The organism is Planifilum fulgidum (assembly GCF_900113175.1).
Taxonomy (GTDB): domain Bacteria; phylum Bacillota; class Bacilli; order Thermoactinomycetales; family DSM-44946; genus Planifilum; species Planifilum fulgidum.
This window is the reverse complement of the sequence record NZ_FOOK01000004.1, coordinates 137,831-155,460: the sequence shown is the minus strand read 5'-3', so window position 1 is coordinate 155,460 and position 17,630 is coordinate 137,831. Positions and strand designations below refer to the sequence as shown.

Genomic DNA, 17,630 nt, shown 5'->3' with positions numbered 1-17,630 from the left:
CTTTTTTTTATCCGTCCTCTGTCTCCGTCCCTCGGGCTCGAAGCAGAATCTTTTCAATTGAGTGAAAATCCGTCAGTGCGGCTCCGCGCGGATGCCGCCTTCTCTTTTAGGTTAATCAAAAAGATCGGGATTGGCAACCTTCGATGATTTCCGCCGAGTAGATCGGGATGAGGCCTTCTTCCGTATCCAGGAGCAAAGCGCCGTCCCCGTTCAGGCCCCGGGCGATCCCCGACACTTCTCCGCTTGCGTTCCGGACCTTGACGGGGCGGCCGAGGATTCCCGACAGCCGTTCCCACTCCTTGTGGACTGCCGAAAAGCCCTGCTCCAGGTACTTTTCATAAATGGCTTCCAGTTCCTTCAACATGGCGGCGATCAAGGGAGAACGCCGAAAGGCCCGTCCCGCCTCCGCCGACAGGGAAGTCACCTTTCCCTTAAGGTCCGGCGGCCACGCCTCCCCGTCGATGTTCACGTTGATCCCCGCGCCGAGCACCGCATAGTGGACCCGGTCCTGCTCCCCGCGGAGTTCCGTCAGGATGCCGCACACTTTTTTGTCCCGGATCAGCAAATCGTTCGGCCATTTGATCCGAACCGGAAGATGGGTCATGTCGATGAGGGCGCGGGCGATCCCGACCGACGCCATCAGCGTCAGCTGGGGAGCGCGGGCGATCGGAATGGGAGGGCGGAGAATGAGGCTCATCCAGATGCCCGAACCCGGCGGAGAATGCCAGGACCGGCCCAGCCGTCCCCGCCCGGCCGTCTGCTCTTCGGCGATGACCGCCGCCCCCTCGGGGGCACCCTCCCGGGCCCACTGGTGAGCGACCTTTTGCGTGGAATCGACGGTCTTCAGGGTGCGAAGGACGCGCCCGAAAGAGCGGGTGGAAAGATGACAGGCGATTTCCTCTTGCAGTATGCGGTCCGGCCGGAAAACCAGTCTGTATCCGCTTCTCTGGCGGGCCTCGATCTGATACCCCTCCCGCCGCAGTTCCTCGATGTGCTTCCAGACGGCGGTCCGGCTGAGGCCGAGCTTCCGGCTGATCTCTTCCCCGGATACATAACCGTCCCCTTTTTCAATCATCATCGCCAGGATCTGCTGTCGCGTCCCTCCCAATCCGAACACCTTCCTTTATCAACAGTTGATGATTGTTGGGCAGCCTTCCCAGGATGACCGCATCCGCCAGGATCCGCAGGGTGCGTCCCACCCAGGGCCCGGCAGGGCGGCCCGCCGCATCGATCAGATCTTTTCCGTTCACGGCCAGTTCCTCCCACCGGCGGATCGGCATTTCCCCGTTCCACCGGTTCAGCGCCTCAACCTGGCGCAGGCGGGCCGCCTCATCGATCACCCCCATCCGGCGGGACAGCTCCAGGGCCTCCCGGCAAAACCCGATTCCGTCGCGGAAGATTCTCCGCTTTCCCTCCTCCTCCGCGAGGGAGGAAGGCCAGGCGGCGGCGGAGCGATACAACCGGCCGATTTCCTCCGCATCCCGCCTCGGAAGACGCAGTTCCTTCAGCCGCCCGGCCGCCTCCTCCGGCTTTTGCCCGCACAGATGGAGCAAAAGCGCCCAGCGCATCCGGCGGGATGCGGCCCCGTCCAGGGCGTCCAGGGCGGGCGGACGGGGGAAGGAGGGCAGGTCCCAGCGGTGGAAGGGGGGGAGATGTTTCATCATTCCCAGCCGGAACAGAGAGGCGACGGCCCGGGACGGCCGGCGGGCCTTCCATACTTTTTCCAGCTCCTGGGTGACTCGTTCCACCGACAGCCGGGCCAGGTCGGGAGCCATGCGCCGGATGGCCGCTTCCGTCTCCGGATGGAGGGAAAATTCGAGCTGCGCCGCCAAACGGACCGCCCGCACCATCCGGAGGGCGTCTTCCCGAAAGCGGTCTTCCGCCGCACCGACCGTCCGGATCACCCGCCTCTCCAGATCCCGGCGCCCGCCGAAGGGATCGATGATGGCGCCCTCCGGATCCTGCGCCATCGCATTGATGGTGAAATCCCTCCGGGCCAAATCCTCCTCCACCCGCCCGACAAAGCGGACGTGATCGGGCCTTCTCCCGTCCCGGTAGGCGCCTTCGACGCGAAAGGTGGTCACCTCGACGGGATGTCCCGCGGCGATGACGGTCACGGTCCCGTGGCGGATGCCCGTGGCAATCGTCCGGGGAAACAGGGCTTCAACCTGGTCCGGGCGGGCGTCGGTGCAGACATCATAGTCCTCCGGCTCCTTTCCCAGCAGCCGGTCGCGAACGCATCCGCCCACCAGATAGGCCTGAAATCCGGCTTCCCGGAGCTCTTTGACGATCGAAAGGGCGGCCTGGCAGGGATCCATCCGCCTCATCCCTCCCCGAGCACGCGGCGATAGATGGCCTCATACTGCTCCGCGACCCGATCCACGCAGAAAAACTCCCGGGCGCGGGCGATGCCGTTTTCCGAAAACCTCCGGTGGAGGTCCGGATCGGTCAGCAACCGGACCGCATAGCGCGCCATGGCCTCCACATCGCCCACCTCGGCCAGATAGCCCGTCTCCCCGTGGATAACCACCTCCGGCAGCCCGCCGGTCTTTGATCCGACCGTGGGGACGCCGCAGGCCATCGCCTCCAGGGCCACCAAGCCAAAGCTCTCTTTCTCCGAGGGGAGGAGCAGGAGATCGGCCAGGGAAATCCAGTGGGCCACTTCGTCTTTTTTCCCCAGAAACTCCACATGGGATTCAATATTGAGCTCCTGCACGAGCTGCACCGCCCGCGACCATTCCGGGCCCTCTCCGATCATCAGGAGGCGGGCGGGCACCTGCTTCAGGACCCGGTCAAAGATGCGAATCACGTCCTCCACCCGTTTGACGGGCCGGAAATTGGAGATGTGAAGCAAAATTTTTTCGCCGGGGAGAGCAATCTCCCGGCGCCAACCGGAGACCTCCCGGGGATAGTAGACCCGGCAATCGACGAAATTGTGGACGAGATCGATCTGGCGTTCGATCCGGAACAACTCCCGGGTCTGTTTGACCAAGTCCCTGGAGACGGCGGTCACCGCATCGCTTTCGCGAATGCCGAAACAGATGATGTCCCGAAGGGTGGAGTCCTCTCCCAGCACGGTGATGTCCGTCCCGTGCAGCGTGGTCACCACCTTCAGTTCGGGCCCGACCATCTGTTTGGCCAGGTAGGCGCAGAGGGCGTGGGGAACCGCGTAGTGCACATGAAGCAGATCCAAATGGTGCACCTTGGCCACCTGGGCCATCCGGCTGGCCAGCGCCAGGTCGTAGGGCGGGTATTTGAAGACCGCATATTGGTTGGCTTCCACCCCGTGATAAAAGATGTTCCGGTCAAACCGCCCAAGGCGGAAAGGCATGTCGTAGGTGATGAAATGAACTTCGTGTCCCCTCTCGGCCATCCACTTGCCCAGCTCCGTGGCGATCACGCCGGACCCCCCGTGGGTCGGATAGCAGGTGATGCCGATGTGCAGCCGTTCTTTTCTTCTCATACGAGCCATCCCACGGAAGGCGGATATTCCGATGCGAGCCCTTCCGCGTAGTCCGCGCCGATCTGTTGCCCCCAAAGCCGCGCGCGTCCCTTCACCATTTCCAGGTACCGGGGCTGGTTGAGGGGGGTGTCCACTTCCCCCTCCTTCCGGAGAAACTGGCTCCGGTAGGCCAGGAGGGCCGCTTCCTTCTGCTCGTAGACCTCGCTGATGTCGATGAGCAGATGCGGCCGGTCGGCGTCGTTGATGAAATAGTAGTACAGCCGCTCCACCCGGTGGGCGGGCGCATCCTCCCCCACGTCCAGTTTGCGGATGCCCGCGTCGAAGACGGCTTCCTTCACCATCTGTCCGGCGGCGACATGGTCCGGATGGCGGTCCCTCGGATAAGGGGCCAGCACCACCCGGGGCCTGAGGCGTCGGATCACCCGGGCCATCTGTCTGATCTGTTCCCGGCCGCCCAGCCCCCGGTCGGGAAAGCCCAGGTTGATCCGGTCCGCGATTCCCAGGATTTCGGCCGCTCTGCGGGCTTCCTCCCGACGGGTCTCCACCGTGCCGTTGGAGGAAAGTTCCGCCTCCGTCAAATCGCAGATGACCGCTTGGCGGCCGGCCTTCGCATGTTTGGCCAGGATTCCCCCCGCTCCGATCTCCACGTCATCGGGATGCGCCCCGAAGGCGAGGATCGCCACCGGGGAGGCCTTTTTCAGCGACGTCACTCCTCTCGCCTCCTTTCGCTTCGGACGACTTCCCTCCAGCCGAAATCCCCCTGTTCGATTGAGCGGATCAGCACTTCCGCCGTGGCGAGATTGGTGGCCAGGGGAATCTGGTGCACGTCGGCCAGGCGCAAAAGGGCGAGGATGTCCGGTTCATGGGGCTGGGCGGTTAAAGGATCCCGCAAAAAAATAATGCAGTCCATTTCATTTTCCGCCACCTTGGCCCCGATCTGCTGATCGCCCCCCAGCGGGCCCGACAAAAAACGGTGCACCGGCAGCCCGGTCGCTTCGGCGATCCGCTTTCCCGTGGTTCCCGTGGCATAGAGGCGGTGATTTTTCAGCAGGTGTTTGTAGGCGATGGCGAAGCGAACCATTTCATCCTTTTTCCGATCGTGGGCGATCAGAGCGATGTTCATTTTCCTTCCCCCCGTCCGCAAGGGTTTTGGCATGGGTGAAGAGGGCCGGCGTGCCGCCGGTGTGCCAAAAGAGGACCCGTTTGCCCCTCCATTCCCCCCGGCGGGCCAGATCGATCACCCCCGCCAGGGCCTTGGCCGTGTACACGGGATCGACCAGAATCCCTTCCGTCCTGGCCAAAAGGCGGATCGCCTCCATCCCCTCCCGGGACGGAACGCCGTACTTGGGCCCGGCATACTCGTCGAGAACAAGGTAATCGCCCTCTTCCCCGCCGCCGACCCCCAAAGTCGAAAGCAAAGACCGCTCCAGGCGCAGGGTTTCCGCCCGCGCCTCCGACGCCTTCAGCCACACGCTGAACCCGACAAGCCGAACCGGCGCCGGCGAGAGCCGCTTGCCCACGGCCAGGCCCGCCAGCGTGCCGCCCGTTCCCACGGGAACCACGAGGTAGTCGACCGGCGAAAGACCCAGCCGGTCCGCCTGGCGGCGCCACTCCTCCCAAGCCCGCGTGTATCCGTAGTCGCCGATCGGGGTGGAACCGCCCACGGGAATCACGTAGGGCTTTCGCCCCTGTTTCTCCGCTTCCCGCGCCAGCTCCTCCATCGCGGACAGCAGGGCCTCCGAGCCGTACCGGCCCGTCATGTGGATGGTGGCCCCGAAAAGCTTGTCGAGCAGCAAATTGCCCTGCACTTCCCCCGGATCTTTTCCGGAAAAACAGAGCCATGCGTCCATGCCCGCCTTCCGCGCCACCGCCGCGGTCAGCCGGGCGTGATTCGATTGGGGGCTCCCGCCGGTGATGAGCAGGTCGCATCCCTTGGACAGGGCGTCCCCGAGCAGGTATTCCAATTTGCGCAGCTTGTTGCCGCCGAAGGCGATTCCCGTCAAATCGTCCCGTTTGATCCAGCAACTCTTGAGCCCGACCGCCTCCGCAAACCGGGGGAGGGGGTGGACCGGCGTCTCCCCCCACAACAGCGAAACGCGGGATAATGGCTTCACGCTTCTCACCTTACTCCTCCAGGAGATGTTCCAAGCCGTAGACCAGGCGGTCCAGATCCATCACTTTCTGGATGGCCAGCTTGACCCCCGGCATGAACGATTCCCGGTGAATCGAATCGTGGCGCAGCGTCAGCGTCTGTCCCGGCCCCCCGAAGATCACTTCCTGGTGGGCCACCATCCCCGGCAGCCGGATGCTGTGAATGCGGAACCCGTGCCGGTATCCGCCCCGGGCTCCCTCCAGGGTTTCCTTTTCTTCGGGATGGCCCTGACGGATCTCGGGCCGGTTTCGGGCGATCATCTCCGCCGTTTTGAGGGACGTCCCCGAAGGAGCGTCCAGTTTCCGGTCGTGATGCATCTCGATGATTTCCACGTGGGGAAAGTATTTGGCGGCCCGGGCGGCGAACATCATCATGAGCACCGCGCCGATGGCGAAGTTCGGCGCGATCACCGCCCCCACCCGGCGCTCTTCGCTCAAGCGGGCGAGTTCCGCGATCTCCTCCTCCGTCAGGCCGGTGGTCCCCACCACCGGGCGAACCCCCATCTCCAGGGCGATCTCCACATGGCGCTTGACGACCGCGGGAACGGTGAAATCCACCAGCACGTCCGGCCGGTCCTCCAGAAGCGCCGTCTCCAGGGAATCGGAAAAAGTGACTCCCAAGGGACCGAGGCCGATCACTTCCCCGACATCTTTTCCCGCCTGCGAGCGGGAAATGCCCCGGACAAATTCAAAGGCCTCCTCCCGAACCAACATCCTGACCACTTCCCGGCCCATCCGGCCGCTTGCCCCCGCAACGGCGACCCTGATCGGTTTCACGGCCTGCGCGTTTCGGCAGCCGGCGCCGAAACGCTCCCCTCCCTTCCGCTTACTCTTTGTTCACCCGGGTCCAACGGTCGGCGTCCCGGGTATTGTATTTGTGCATCACCCGATCGAAGGCCTCTTCGAGGTCGATGCCCATGGAATTGGCGAAACAGATCACGATGAACAGGATGTCCGCCAGCTCCAATGCGATATCTCCCTCGGCCTCCCCGGGCTTTTTCGGTTTTTCCCCGTAACGGTGATTCACTTCGCGGGCCAGCTCGCCCACTTCCTCGGCCATCCGCGCCAGCATGGAGAGGGGCCGGAAATACCCCTCGCGGAATTGGCCGATGTACGCATCCACTTCCTGCTGCAACTGTCTCAGGGTTTTCCCGTCCATCTGCTGCATCCCTCCGATTTCTCCTTCATGGTAACTCAATTGTCCCCCGAAAACAAACCCTTCCGTATTGCCTCGGCCTCCGGGGGTATGTATAATAAAGCGGGATTGAAATCAGAAACGGCCGGACATGCCGGCCGTTTCTTCCATTGGAATGCTCGGAGGCGATTGCGTTGAAGAAGCAGATCAAGAAACACGCGAAAAACATCCTGATGATCCTCGTGGGGGCCTTCATCTTCTCCCTGGGCATCAACTATTTTGCGGTGCCCAACAAGCTGGGGGAGGGCGGGTTTACCGGGATCGCCCTGCTCGCCCACTACCTGTTCGGCCTCTCCCCCGGGCTGGTGATCTTCGCGCTGAACATCCCCCTGTATTTTATCGGTTACAAGGTGTTCGGCAAACAGACGCTGATCTACACCATCATCGGCACCAACGCCGTCTCCTTTTTTTTGTGGCTCACCGAAGGATGGGGCGATCCCCTGCCCGGTGACCTGCTGCTTGCCTCCCTCTACACCGGCGTGCTGGTGGGCGTCGGCCTCGGCCTGATCTTCCGCACCGGCGGCACCACCGGAGGAGTGGACATCCTCGCCCGCTTGGCCCAAAAATATTTGGACTGGAGCATAGGACGCACCTTCATGATCTTCGACTTTGTCGTCATCACCCTGTCCGCCTTCCACATCGGCAGGGAAAAGGCGATGTACACGCTGGTGGCCGTGTTCGTCGGCGCCCGGGTGGTCGATTTCGTCGTGGAGGGCCTGAACGCCGCCAAGGGCGTCACCATCATCTCCAACTCCGCCGTGGCCATCTCCGAGCGGATCACCCGCGAGATGAACCGGGGGGTGACCCTCTTGAAAGGAAAGGGAGGATACACCGGGACCGAGAAGGAGGTTCTCTTCGTCGTCCTCAGCCGTCCGGAACTTCCCCGCCTGAAACAGCTGGTGCATTCGGTGGACCCCTATGCCTTCGTGACCGTGCACGATGTGCGGGATGTGTTGGGGGAAGGGTTTACCTACGAAAAGGAATCGTCCGAAAAGGCCTGACGCTCCCTTCCATCCTTCGCCGCCGCCTGTTCCGCCCGATACATTCTCCACCCCACATAGGCGAGCACCGCGGCGATCACTCCCCCCACCCACAGAAGCGGGAGAACCTCCGGCGGATGGGTCCGCCGGGCCAAGGCGATCACCTCTTCCTCCGTTCCGTAAAAGAGCGGTTCCATCATCTTCTCAAGCCGCTTCACCCCTTCCGCAATCTCCCGGCGATCCAGCGGGGCGCCGTCGGACCTGCTGCGGATAAAGGCGATCACCGAATCCACCTTGGCCGTCGTCTGGGGCGATTTGGACACCGCGAGGGCGGGGCGGATCAACTGGTACTCGCCGAACAGCTTATCGACCGCCTCCCGCACCTCTTCCCGGCTTCCCGATTGCACCGCCCGCTCCAATTGCCGGATGTTCCGCACCATTTCCGGGTAACGTTCCTGCCACAGCGGCTGGTTCGGGTGGGAAAGGGCGTCGAAGGCCAAGCGGAGGCGGATCGCCGAAGTGAGGAGCACGTCCTGTTCGGGCCGGATCTGATTCAGCTTCCCCTCCAGGTCGAGCAGGCATTCGGCCAGGGCATGGATCGCCTCGGTGGACACCTCTTCATCGGAAAAATCCGCCCGGGAAAAGCCGGCCGCCAACTCGGCCAGCGGTTTCCGGGCCTCCGCCCATTTTTTCTCCTTTACCAGCCGATGGATCTCTTCCGCCTGTTTCGCCCACGCCTCCGCTTCGGCCCGATCCGCGTTCCCCGCCGCGGAAGAAAGGACGAAGGCGCCGATCACAACGATGGCCATCCATCGCAATATCCTGGGCTTGTACACAATTTCCGTCTCCCTTTCGCGATCTGATCCGCAAAGGATCTTTCTTTTATCATCATATGGGGTGCATGTCCCGGGTATGAAAGGGATTTTAGACGTCCGCAGACATCGGATTCCGGGCCCGAAAAAAGAAAGGGCCGCCCAAAAGCCTACCCCGCGCTCACCGGAGAGGATGAAACAACCCCGCTTAAGGCGAGGGACAGATGCGGCTTCCGGCCCCCGGCGGCGCAAATTTCCGCACCCTTCCGGCGAAGCTTCCTTGCACCACTCACCGGGATTTTTCCGGGCTTCTTCCGGAGTGCTGCGGCTTCCCGCCTCAGGCGGACATGGAAAAACGGGAGGGCCCGCATGTTGCGGTAATCCCTCCCGCAAGGCGTCTTTCAAAGCTCATATTCCGATCGGTCGATACTCCCATTTCCGCTCTTTTCGGGGAGAGAGCCCCAGCAGGGCAAACAGGAGCAGGCTGACGAGGGAAAGCCCCAGGGTGAACAGTCCGATGACCCCGTCCAGATGGCTGATGGATGCCGGAAGCCAGGGGTGGATGTCCAAGAGATAGTCCATCCCGTCGTTCAGCAGGGTCCATGCCCCGACCAGCATCAAGTGACGCTGCTGATAAGTGAAAAAGCGGCTGTACAGGATCGCCTCCACCGCCATCCCCGTGTGGGAGGCCATCAGCATCCAGTCCGTCCAGCGCAGGGAATCCGGAAAGGGTACGGGCGCCGCCATCCCCCCCAGGAGAATGACGGCCACCGCCCAAACGCCGTACTTGAACAGCGTGACGGCGGCAAAGGCCTCGATGAGGGGGCTTCTCCTCCGGAGAGCGTACAGCAGAAGCACCAGGGTGAAGGCGCTGCTGGCCGTGGGACTGTCCGGAACGAACAGATTGAGCCAGCTTGCGGTCGCCGCCAGTTGCTCCTTGTACCAGTAAAACCCGTAGATGGACCCGAGCAGGTTGACCGCAAAGAGCGACCACAACATCCAGGGACGATCCAGGTTGCCCATCAAGAGCCCGCGCAGCGAAATCAATCGGCCATCCCCCTTCAGACAAAAAGGCCCGGGCCGAGCGGCCCGGGCGATGAGCGGTTATTTCTGCTTGGCCAGCCATTCGGCCAGCTTTTTCTTTTCCTCGTCCGTTCCCTGGAAGGTTCCGGGGGGCATCGCTCCCCGGCCGTTGTCGATGATCTGGATGATGTCCTCGGCCTTCAATTTCTTCCCGACACCGAGGAGGGACGGTCCGTTCACCCCTTCCAGGTTTTCGCCGTGACATTGGGCGCAGGATTGATTTTTGTAGATCTCCGTATAGGCGGGATCGTCGGCGGCGACGATTTCACCGCCGCCATCCCCGCCACCCGAGGGGGCGGATGCCATCTGTTTCTCGTGCTCGTCCACGGCTTCCCAGGTAAGGATCACCATGGCCACAAGCGTCAGCAGCATCAAGCCCGTGGCAACCGGCCGCTTGAGAGGACGCCGTTCCTTGCTCCGGTCCAGCCAAGGGGCCAAAAGGAGGGCGGTCAGGGCGATCCCCGGAATCACCACCGTGCCGATCACCACGAAGGGCCCCGAAGCCCACTTGAACTTGAGCAGCTGGTACAAAAACAGGAAGTACCAGTCGGGAACGGGAATGTAGCTGGTGTCGTTCGGATCGGCCATCTTTTCAAGGGGCGGCTCTTCCGCCATCACCAGCGTCATGAATCCGACGAGAACGACGACAGCCACCATCCACTCTTTCAGCAGGAAGTTGGGGAAAAACGGCTCCGTCCTGCCGGGAAACTCGGAATAATCCTTCGGAGCCGGCTTGGGTCCGTTGGCGCGAACCTTCGAATCCCCGACATAGATAATTTCCTTGTTGTTTCCATTATCCTGTGCCAAGCGATCTCCCCCCTAACGCGTTCGCCTTATAGCGGCCCGGAGATGCCCTGTCTCCGGATCAGGAAGAAGTGAACTCCTAACAGCCCCAACAAGAGTGCCGGGAGGAAGAACACGTGGAGGGCAAAGAATCGGGCCAACGTCCGCGCTCCGACGATATCCCCTCCCAGTAGGAAAGAGGCGATGTACGGACCGATGACCGGAACGGACGCCGCGATTTCAACCCCAACCTTGGTGGCGAAGTACGCCTTGTTGTCCCACGGCAGCAGGTAACCGGTGAAGCCGAGCCCCAACATCACAAAAAAGAGCAGGATGCCGATCACCCAGTTGAACTCCCGGGGGTGTTTGTAGGCACCGGTGAAGAAGACGCGCAGGGTGTGGAGGAACAGCATGACGATCGCCACGCTGGCGCCCCAGTGGTGCATCCCCCGGACGATTTGGCCGAAGGCCACTTCGTTCTGCAGGTATTTCACGCTGGCGTGGGCGTGAACGATGTCCGGAACGTAGTACATGGTCAAAAACATCCCGGACAAAATCTGAATCACCACGATGAAAAAGGTCAGACCGCCGAAACAATAAATGAACGCGGAAAAATAGTGGGCCGGGTTGACGTGCTCGGGCACCTCGTGGTCGGCCAAACCCCGCCACATCGGCGTGATGTCCAACCGGTGGTCCAACCAATCGTAGATCTTTCGCAGCATCCCATTACACCCCCGTTCGCGGCACGATCTTGCCCAGGAGGAGCCTTCCGTTCTCCACCTTCGTCTCGTACATGTCCAGGGGAGCCGTAGGCGGAGAACCGGGAATGTTCACCCCGTTTTCGTCGTACCGACCGAAGTGGCACGGACAGAAAAACTCGTTCTTGAACTGGGGATTGCCCTCCCACGTCACCGTGCATCCCAGATGCTTGCAGACGGGAGAGAGGGCGATGATTTTCCCGTCGGGGTTTTTCCGCACCCAGGCGGTCAGCTTCGTCCCCTCTTTGGGGGTGTACCAACCGTCCTCCTGCTTGACGGAGAACTGGACGGACTTGTAGGTTTCGTTGAATTCGTCGACGGGACCGACGTCGACAAATTCCGCCTCCGCCCCGCCCTTCGTCACGGGATCGACGGCAAAGCGAACCATGGGGTAGAGCATCACCGAAGCGAGAAATCCGCCCGTTCCCCCCAAGGTGTAAGTGAGGAATTTACGGCGGGAGATCCCCTGCTTTCGCCGCTCTTTCTCCTCTTCACTCACGACGCATCCGACCTCCCTCTATACGGGTTAAACGTCCACCGGACCGGAACCATCAGCGCTAGGACATATCCATGATAGCCAACCGTCTCACCGCATGTCAAGAAAAGCGTCGAAAGGGCGAAAACGGATCTCTCTTAGCTTTCCTCGTCGGAGGCGTTTTCATCATCCGCCCCCTGCCACAGGCGGACAATCCGCTCCCGCAGCGCCTCGGCCCACTCCTCGATCTCCTCCTCCGTCGCCTCATTTCGGGAAGGAAGCGGATGAACCGCGATCTTTCCGCGGGCCTCGGCCGCTTCCGCCAGATCCTCCGGCACGACGATCACGAGATGATGAAAGGCCGAACGGGCCAATTCCGCCAAGACATTGCCCAGATAGGCGCGGAAGGCTTCCCGGTCCCCCCCTTCGTAAGCGATCGCGGGCAACAGGAGCAATCGTCCCGTAAGCGCCCTCTCCACCCGGTCCGCCACCGCTTCGACGACTCTCCTCTCCTCCAGGCGGATCCGCTTCTCCGAAAAAGCGGTGCGGTAAACCGGAAGGCAGAGCGTGTCGACATACGGGGCAACCTTTGTCCATTCATCTTGACGCATCTCAGTCAATCGCATCGAAAACACCTTTCACAAAAAAAATGCCCGGCCTTTTCCGAGCATTATACCCCAAATCACTTCTTTTGTTCCACCAGGTTCCGCCATTCTTCGGTTAATTGTAAAAATTTCGCTTCGTCCCCTTCCGCCAAGGCCTGATCGATCTGCCGGTACAACTCGCGTTCACGAAAGTCCCTGATCGCCCGGTCGAGGACGATCTCCGCCAACAGCCCCAACAGAGTGTCTTGAACAAGATCTTGTCTCTCCATGGGATTAACCTCCAATACTGCGGCGTATTCCGGACAAGTTGAACGGTCCTTGAAGTACAGGCCGATATAGATGTCTTCATGGGGACAGGAACGAATATCGTAAAACGCCGTCTCGACGTCCGTGCTCACCCGGTTGTGCTTGGTGAATTTGAAGGAAGTCATTCGGACGCAGCGCGTTGACATCATGATCGTTTTTGGCAAATTTCTTAAGTTTTCAACAAAATGAACGCGTTTGAGCAATTCATCGTCGGAGGAGAGGTAACTGAGCAGCCAGGCCGACTCCCGCTTCCGCAGTTCGTAGCGGTTTAAAAACCACTGGATGAAATCCTTCTTGTCGGATATGCTTACATCGCCCATCGCGATCCTCCCTTCGACGATTGAATATTCAGCGATTTTCCGCCGGATGCCGGTATTTTTATTCATTCCACACGGCAGGCAGAATTTCCTCCTTACACCAGTCGTTTTCCAAATAAAGGATTTGAAAAGCGGTCGTCCAACCCCTCTTCGGAAAAGCCCGAAACGCCGGTGATCAGCGCATGTCCCTCCTCGGTGACGGACACCAGCTCCTTCCCGTCCGCTCCTTCCCCCATCCGGACGACTCCGAGATGCATCATCATTTTCAAAATGCGCCGCAGAAGGGTTTCTTCCGTCTCGTAATAATAGGATTCGATCCAATCGGCGACAGCCTTTGAAATCACCCCGACCGAGGTCCACCTTCCCCGCGCGAGGAGATCGATCCAACGGACCACGACCGGAAGATGGGGAACAGGCTTTCGGTAAAGGCGCAGCCAAAAGCGGTAAATCTCTTGGCTGGACTCCGTTTCGTCATTTAATATTTTCCCCGCTCCCTTCTCCGTTAAACGGATCCATCCCGTCTCTTCTTCGGTGATGTAGCCCTGATAATAGGCATAATCATAGATCAGGGAAAACCGGTCGGGATACAGGTGATACCTGCGTCCGAAGCCGAACCGCCATCCTTTCTTGTCGACCGGTTTTTCCGGCACGATGAAGGATTTAAACAGTTTCCGCTGGTGCTGGCGATAAATGGCTCCCTCCGCCGTGAGCGGAACGTCGTTGTGCATCACAAAGGACAGGAAGCGGTGGAGATCCCGCGCCAGCATGCCCTGTTCATCGCGGTAGACCACCGGTTCCTCGACCGCATCCTCCAAATATTCTTCCGCAAACAGGCGGTTGATCTTCTCCTTCAAATCCCCGGGCACCTGGTACAGATGGCGCGTGCGCGGAGTCACCCCCGGAAAGAGCCATCCCCGCTTCAGGAGCCAAAGGATCAGGCTGCGCAAATCCCCCTCTTCCTTTCCGAAGGCGGCCTTCGCCTTCCCGAGGAGCTCCTCCATGCTGAATACATCCCGCAAGTCAAAAAAAACCAATTGCAAAAAGCGGTTCTGGACCGCATCGCAGCTTCGGATCTGTTCCGACAGTTCCCGCCTTCCACCGAGGTGGAAAAGGAGTGTTCGGATCAATTCGTTCTTGGAATGAACGCTTCCTTCAAAGCCGTAGGTTCTCCGGATGCGGTTCAGCTGATCGATGTCCGTGTAGGTCAACAGCTCGGCGATGTTCACCGCGCATCTCCCCGTTTCCGCATCGTTTTTTGTTAGCGTGTACAAAAACAGGGAAAATATGACTTGCTCGGTCCGTGCCTTTCGGAGGCCGTTTTTTCAATCCCGGGAAAAGGAGTATTCCCATGATCGGATATCACGGAACCAATCGCTTTTCCGCCGGATTTCAAAAATGCGGCGTCCGGCGGTCGGTGCGACGCCCACACCCCTCATCTCAAACAGGCGTTTCAATGGTCTAAGGTTCGGGCGCTGCATCCCCATGTGAGCCCCCTTCCGCTGAAAAAGAGGGCTTTTCCGGACACCAAAAAACCGGCCTGTTTGATTCCCCGTCTGGGTTTAGGCCGGCTGCGTGGCTTAGCTTTCCTTTCCCAGCGATCCCAAGCGGCCGTCACCGTTGGAATCTTTGTCGTCCGCCCGCGCGCGGGAATCGTCCATGGACCGGCCCCTTCATTCCCGGAAAATGGGGACGACTTTCCGTAAAGAGCAACGTTCTTTAAACATCCCGCGCGCCCTTCAATGCAAAAGCGGCGAAATCACGGTGACCTGTTTGGCCATAAGTGCCGAACGGGTTTCAGCCCCGATTCGGAGGGGATCTGCCTGTTGATTTGGGTGCGGCGGAATCCGGCCTCCGCTGATCCCACCCGCCATCCCCGAAGAAACATCCTGTTCCCGGGATGATGCATGAACTCCGCAAAGAAAGGGCGGAAGCTCCATTCATCTCCCCGGCCGATCAGTTTTTCCTTGGAAAACGCGCAACCGCTCTCTGTCCACATACTCCTTGGAGGCAATCCGTTCGGACTCCGTTCCGGCCCATGCATCCGGGGCGGCCCATCCATCTTCGGCGGCCGCAAGCGTCCCTGATGCCCTTCGATGGCTGTTTTCGGCGCGCCGTCCTTAGGCCGCGCCCGCGCAACAAGCGCACGCCGAGCGCCGCTGAAACGAAACCGTCCATCATGCCTTAGGCCCTTCCGGAATCGAAACGGCTTTTCCGGCGCGCTTCCCCCTTTGCATCCCGCCGTTTGGCCGTCCGGGGGGAAAGATCAATTGCCGGCCGCACTTCCCGCCTTGTCCGGCCATGGCCGCCGGCACGAACTCCTTACGCCGCCCCTTCTTCCGGCGCATCGGCGGCAGGTCGCCGGCCTCGCAGGGCTCCCGCAAGGCCGGCCGCGCTTTTCGGGTCCTTCAGCTTGCCCGGATCAATCCGTCGGCTGTGATCCTCCGGCCTTCGCGTTCCCTCCGAAAGATGTCTCCGACGATCAGCCGGCTGGATCCCCGGGCGACGGCCGCCCCGCCGATCGGCGGCTATATGCATGCTTTTGCTGCCTTTGGCCTCCGCCAGCGGTGGTAAAGCGCAAGACAGGACGTTGCCGTCAACCCCGGTGGCGGTAAGGAATTCGAACGCGGCGCCTGTCCGGTTCTTCCCGCCGCTTTTGGTCCTCGATTCGAAGCCCCCGCCCCGCCGTGTACAGCAGCAGCGCCAGGAGAAGCGTCGCAACGGGCAGGGCATCGGGATTCACGAGACGAAAAAGGCCCAGCGCATCCCCCAGCAGTCCTTCCCAGGTGAGGCGGATGAAGCGAAGGAGGGAAAGGGAATCCAGCGCGGGGATCCAGCTGAGCAGCACCGGCGCATGCACCGCCGCAAAGGCTCCCAGGGACCGGGTGTAGGAAAGGCCGTGGCCGTATTTGGCCGACGAACCCAGCCCCGCATAAATGATCGCGGTGACCGTTCCGGTGAGAATCGCCGTCCGCTCCAGTTGCGCCGCCGCAAGCTCCGCATCGGTGAACCAGTATCCGATGAAAAGGGGAAACAGCCATTCCTTGAGCAAAGCGACGGAAACCAGGACAAATGCCATCTCCGCCATCAGCGGCCGGATCCTTCCCTTCATGTTCCCCCCTCCCTCTTCTGACAGGGTATGTCCCTTCCGCAAAAAAAAGAACCGCCCGTCGAGCAGGCGGATGCACAGAACGTGCACGATATGGATAGGAGTGGAGAGAAACCATACTGTAGTTTCATTATACAAGGGCCCGGACAGCGTGTCAACAGGTAATTCTCAATTTTCAGATGGATTCCCTCTGACTGTTTTTCGCGAATATTCCTTTATATATTCATTCCAATTCCTTGAGGATCGCCGCGAAATTGGGAAAGGAAACGGCGATGGCTTCCTCCCCGTTCACGCCCACACCCCCGTCGGCGGCCAGTCCGGCGACGGCCATGGCCATTCCGATCCGATGGTCGCCGTGGCTGTCCAGCAGGCCTCCCCGCAGAGGAGTGGGGCCTTCGATCACCATCCCGTCCGGCGTCTCTTCCACCCGCGCCCCCAATTTGCGAAGTTCCTCCGCCACCGTGGCGATCCGGTTGCTTTCCTTCACCTTCAGCTCGGCGGCGTCGCGGATCACCGTTCTTCCCTCCGCCCGGGTGGCCACCACCGCCAGCACGGGAATCTCGTCGATCAGGCGGGGAATCAATGAACCGCCCACTTCGACGCCCCGTAGCGGTCCGCCGGTCACGGTGACATCTCCCACCGGCTCCCCGCACCATTGGTCCTTCGGGGTGACGGTCACCTCCGCCCCCATGGATCGGAACACATCAAGAATGCCTGTTCGGGTGGGATTGATTCCCACGTCCCGGACCGTCACCCGGCTGCCGGGAACCAGCAGCGCGGCGGCGAAAAGAAAGGCCGCCGAGGAGATGTCCCCCGGCACCCGGACGTGTCGGCCGGAAAGGCCTTGGCCTCCCCGGACGGATATCGTTCCTTCCTCCAGGGAAAGCTTCGCCCCAAAGGCCGTCAGCATCCGTTCGGAATGGTCCCGGGATGGGTGGGGCTCCCGCACCCGGGTCCACCCTTCCGCCCGAAGTCCTGCGAGCAGGAGACAGGATTTCACCTGGGCGCTCGCCACAGGGCTGTGGTGTTCAATTCCTCTCAGTTCTCCACCGCGTACCGCGAGGGGAGCAAATCTTCCGCCGTCCCGGCCGTCGATCCGCGCCCCCATCCGGCGCAGGGGTTCCACCACCCGGTCCATCGGCCGGCGGGCAATCGATGCGTCCCCGTGGACGATGGAAAAGAAGGGGCTGCCGGCCAGAATGCCCAGCAGCAGCCGGATCGTCGTGCCGGAATTGCCCACATCGAGGCATTGGTCCGGTTCCCGCAGCCCCTGCCATCCTCGGCCGTGAACGGTCAGGGTGGTGGGACCCTCCCGATCGATCTTCACGCCCAAGCGCCGAAAACATTCGATGGTATGGAGGCAATCCTCCCCGGGCAAAAAATTTTCGATCCGGGTCGTCCCTTCGGCGATGGCCCCGAACATCACCGCCCGGTGGGAAATCGACTTGTCCCCCGGAACCTGAAGCACCTTGTCGAAGGCTTTTCCTTTGCCGATTTTCAGCATCTGCACCCTTTCCTTTCCGTCTTCCCTTGTTGAAAAGCGTCCGCCGGTAAAGCAGGGTTAAATCGCGCAAATCACATCAAGCCGCGGGATTT

The 17,630-nt window shown here is 61.1% G+C and carries 19 protein-coding genes; 1 reads left to right on the top strand and 18 read right to left on the bottom strand.

Annotated features, from left to right (window positions below; all coding sequences use genetic code 11):
• Nucleotides 1-115 precede the first annotated feature (115 nt).
• Genes BM063_RS03755 through BM063_RS03720 form a run of 8 tightly spaced genes read right to left on the bottom strand, consistent with a single transcriptional unit; the run spans nt 116 to nt 6,773 of the window.
• On the bottom strand, nt 116-1,108 hold the full coding sequence (locus BM063_RS03755; protein ID WP_092036024.1) for a biotin--[acetyl-CoA-carboxylase] ligase: 993 nt from the start codon (nt 1,106-1,108) through the stop codon (nt 116-118).
• Nucleotides 1,068-2,318, bottom strand: a complete 1,251-nt coding sequence (locus BM063_RS03750; protein ID WP_177198962.1) for a CCA tRNA nucleotidyltransferase — start codon at nt 2,316-2,318, stop codon at nt 1,068-1,070. The genes BM063_RS03755 and BM063_RS03750 overlap by 41 nt, the downstream gene beginning before the upstream one ends.
• A 5-nt stretch (nt 2,319-2,323) precedes the next feature.
• On the bottom strand, nt 2,324-3,463 hold the full coding sequence (gene bshA / locus BM063_RS03745; RefSeq protein ID WP_092035968.1) for an N-acetyl-alpha-D-glucosaminyl L-malate synthase BshA: 1,140 nt from the start codon (nt 3,461-3,463) through the stop codon (nt 2,324-2,326).
• On the bottom strand, nt 3,460-4,173 hold the full coding sequence (gene bshB1 / locus BM063_RS03740) for a bacillithiol biosynthesis deacetylase BshB1 (RefSeq protein ID WP_092035967.1): 714 nt from the start codon (nt 4,171-4,173) through the stop codon (nt 3,460-3,462). The genes bshA and bshB1 overlap by 4 nt, the downstream gene beginning before the upstream one ends.
• Nucleotides 4,170-4,586, bottom strand: a complete 417-nt coding sequence (locus BM063_RS03735) for a methylglyoxal synthase (RefSeq protein WP_092035966.1) — start codon at nt 4,584-4,586, stop codon at nt 4,170-4,172. The genes bshB1 and BM063_RS03735 overlap by 4 nt, the downstream gene beginning before the upstream one ends.
• A complete protein-coding gene (locus BM063_RS03730; protein ID WP_177198961.1) occupies nt 4,546-5,586 on the bottom strand; it encodes a 1-aminocyclopropane-1-carboxylate deaminase/D-cysteine desulfhydrase in 1,041 nt (346 codons plus the stop codon). The genes BM063_RS03735 and BM063_RS03730 overlap by 41 nt, the downstream gene beginning before the upstream one ends.
• A 1-nt stretch (nt 5,587) precedes the next feature.
• The gene (dapB, locus tag BM063_RS03725; RefSeq protein WP_092035964.1) at nt 5,588-6,391 is read right to left on the bottom strand and encodes a 4-hydroxy-tetrahydrodipicolinate reductase; all 804 of its coding nucleotides are present in this window, start codon (nt 6,389-6,391) and stop codon (nt 5,588-5,590) included.
• 49 nt (nt 6,392-6,440) lie between these two features.
• Complete coding sequence (locus BM063_RS03720; protein ID WP_425439116.1) at nt 6,441-6,773, bottom strand: nucleotide pyrophosphohydrolase; 333 nt, start codon at nt 6,771-6,773, stop codon at nt 6,441-6,443.
• 209 nt (nt 6,774-6,982) lie between these two features.
• Here BM063_RS03720 and BM063_RS03715 point away from each other — a divergent pair, with 209 nt between their 5' ends.
• Entirely contained in the window at nt 6,983-7,810 is an 828-nt protein-coding gene (locus tag BM063_RS03715) for a YitT family protein (protein WP_092036020.1), read from the top strand.
• Here the strand turns inward: BM063_RS03715 and BM063_RS03710 are convergent.
• The 10 genes from BM063_RS03710 to aroA all read right to left on the bottom strand — a co-directional run bounded on the left by BM063_RS03710 (nt 7,780) and on the right by aroA (nt 17,538).
• Nucleotides 7,780-8,625 (bottom strand): sporulation protein YpjB, encoded by an 846-nt coding sequence (locus BM063_RS03710; protein ID WP_092035963.1) that lies wholly within the window; start codon nt 8,623-8,625, stop codon nt 7,780-7,782. The two genes, BM063_RS03715 and BM063_RS03710, sit on opposite strands and share 31 nt — an antisense overlap.
• 384 nt (nt 8,626-9,009) lie before the next feature.
• The gene (locus tag BM063_RS03700) at nt 9,010-9,648 is read right to left on the bottom strand and encodes a DUF1405 domain-containing protein (protein WP_425439114.1); all 639 of its coding nucleotides are present in this window, start codon (nt 9,646-9,648) and stop codon (nt 9,010-9,012) included.
• A gap of 57 nt (nt 9,649-9,705) precedes the next feature.
• Nucleotides 9,706-10,491: a menaquinol-cytochrome c reductase cytochrome b/c subunit gene (locus BM063_RS03695; RefSeq protein WP_092035961.1), complete on the bottom strand. Its 786-nt coding sequence runs from the start codon at nt 10,489-10,491 to the stop codon at nt 9,706-9,708.
• A 26-nt stretch (nt 10,492-10,517) separates the two neighbouring features.
• Nucleotides 10,518-11,189 (bottom strand): menaquinol-cytochrome c reductase cytochrome b subunit, encoded by a 672-nt coding sequence (qcrB, locus tag BM063_RS03690; protein WP_092035960.1) that lies wholly within the window; start codon nt 11,187-11,189, stop codon nt 10,518-10,520.
• A 4-nt stretch (nt 11,190-11,193) separates the two neighbouring features.
• On the bottom strand, nt 11,194-11,724 hold the full coding sequence (locus tag BM063_RS03685; protein WP_245752000.1) for a Rieske (2Fe-2S) protein: 531 nt from the start codon (nt 11,722-11,724) through the stop codon (nt 11,194-11,196).
• A 134-nt stretch (nt 11,725-11,858) separates the two neighbouring features.
• Complete coding sequence (locus BM063_RS03680; protein WP_092035959.1) at nt 11,859-12,326, bottom strand: DUF2487 family protein; 468 nt, start codon at nt 12,324-12,326, stop codon at nt 11,859-11,861.
• A gap of 56 nt (nt 12,327-12,382) precedes the next feature.
• On the bottom strand, nt 12,383-12,931 hold the full coding sequence (locus tag BM063_RS03675) for a ReoY family proteolytic degradation factor (protein ID WP_092036014.1): 549 nt from the start codon (nt 12,929-12,931) through the stop codon (nt 12,383-12,385).
• A gap of 92 nt (nt 12,932-13,023) precedes the next feature.
• Nucleotides 13,024-14,154 (bottom strand): hypothetical protein, encoded by a 1,131-nt coding sequence (locus tag BM063_RS03670; RefSeq protein WP_092035958.1) that lies wholly within the window; start codon nt 14,152-14,154, stop codon nt 13,024-13,026.
• Nucleotides 14,155-15,521: 1,367 nt separating this feature from the next.
• A complete protein-coding gene (locus BM063_RS03655; protein ID WP_092035955.1) occupies nt 15,522-16,037 on the bottom strand; it encodes a hypothetical protein in 516 nt (171 codons plus the stop codon).
• A gap of 220 nt (nt 16,038-16,257) precedes the next feature.
• Nucleotides 16,258-17,538 carry a 3-phosphoshikimate 1-carboxyvinyltransferase gene (aroA, locus tag BM063_RS03650; protein WP_092035954.1) on the bottom strand — a complete coding sequence of 427 codons (1,281 nt, stop codon included), beginning with the start codon at nt 17,536-17,538 and terminating at the stop codon, nt 16,258-16,260.
• Between the last annotated feature and the right edge of the window lie 92 nt (nt 17,539-17,630).

Coding starts and splice junctions, on each gene's coding strand:
- BM063_RS03750 (WP_177198962.1), bottom strand. CDS start 2,318: ATGGATCCCTGCCAGGCCGCCCTTTCGATCGTCAAAGAGCTCCGGGAA.
- bshA (WP_092035968.1), bottom strand. CDS start 3,463: ATGAGAAGAAAAGAACGGCTGCACATCGGCATCACCTGCTATCCGACC.
- BM063_RS03735 (WP_092035966.1), bottom strand. CDS start 4,586: ATGAACATCGCTCTGATCGCCCACGATCGGAAAAAGGATGAAATGGTT.
- BM063_RS03720 (WP_425439116.1), bottom strand. CDS start 6,773: ATGGACGGGAAAACCCTGAGACAGTTGCAGCAGGAAGTGGATGCGTAC.
- BM063_RS03715 (WP_092036020.1), top strand. CDS start 6,983: ATGATCCTCGTGGGGGCCTTCATCTTCTCCCTGGGCATCAACTATTTT.
- qcrB (WP_092035960.1), bottom strand. CDS start 11,189: ATGCTGCGAAAGATCTACGATTGGTTGGACCACCGGTTGGACATCACG.
- BM063_RS03680 (WP_092035959.1), bottom strand. CDS start 12,326: ATGCGATTGACTGAGATGCGTCAAGATGAATGGACAAAGGTTGCCCCG.
- BM063_RS03675 (WP_092036014.1), bottom strand. CDS start 12,931: ATGGGCGATGTAAGCATATCCGACAAGAAGGATTTCATCCAGTGGTTT.
- BM063_RS03655 (WP_092035955.1), bottom strand. CDS start 16,037: ATGAAGGGAAGGATCCGGCCGCTGATGGCGGAGATGGCATTTGTCCTG.
- aroA (WP_092035954.1), bottom strand. CDS start 17,538: ATGCTGAAAATCGGCAAAGGAAAAGCCTTCGACAAGGTGCTTCAGGTT.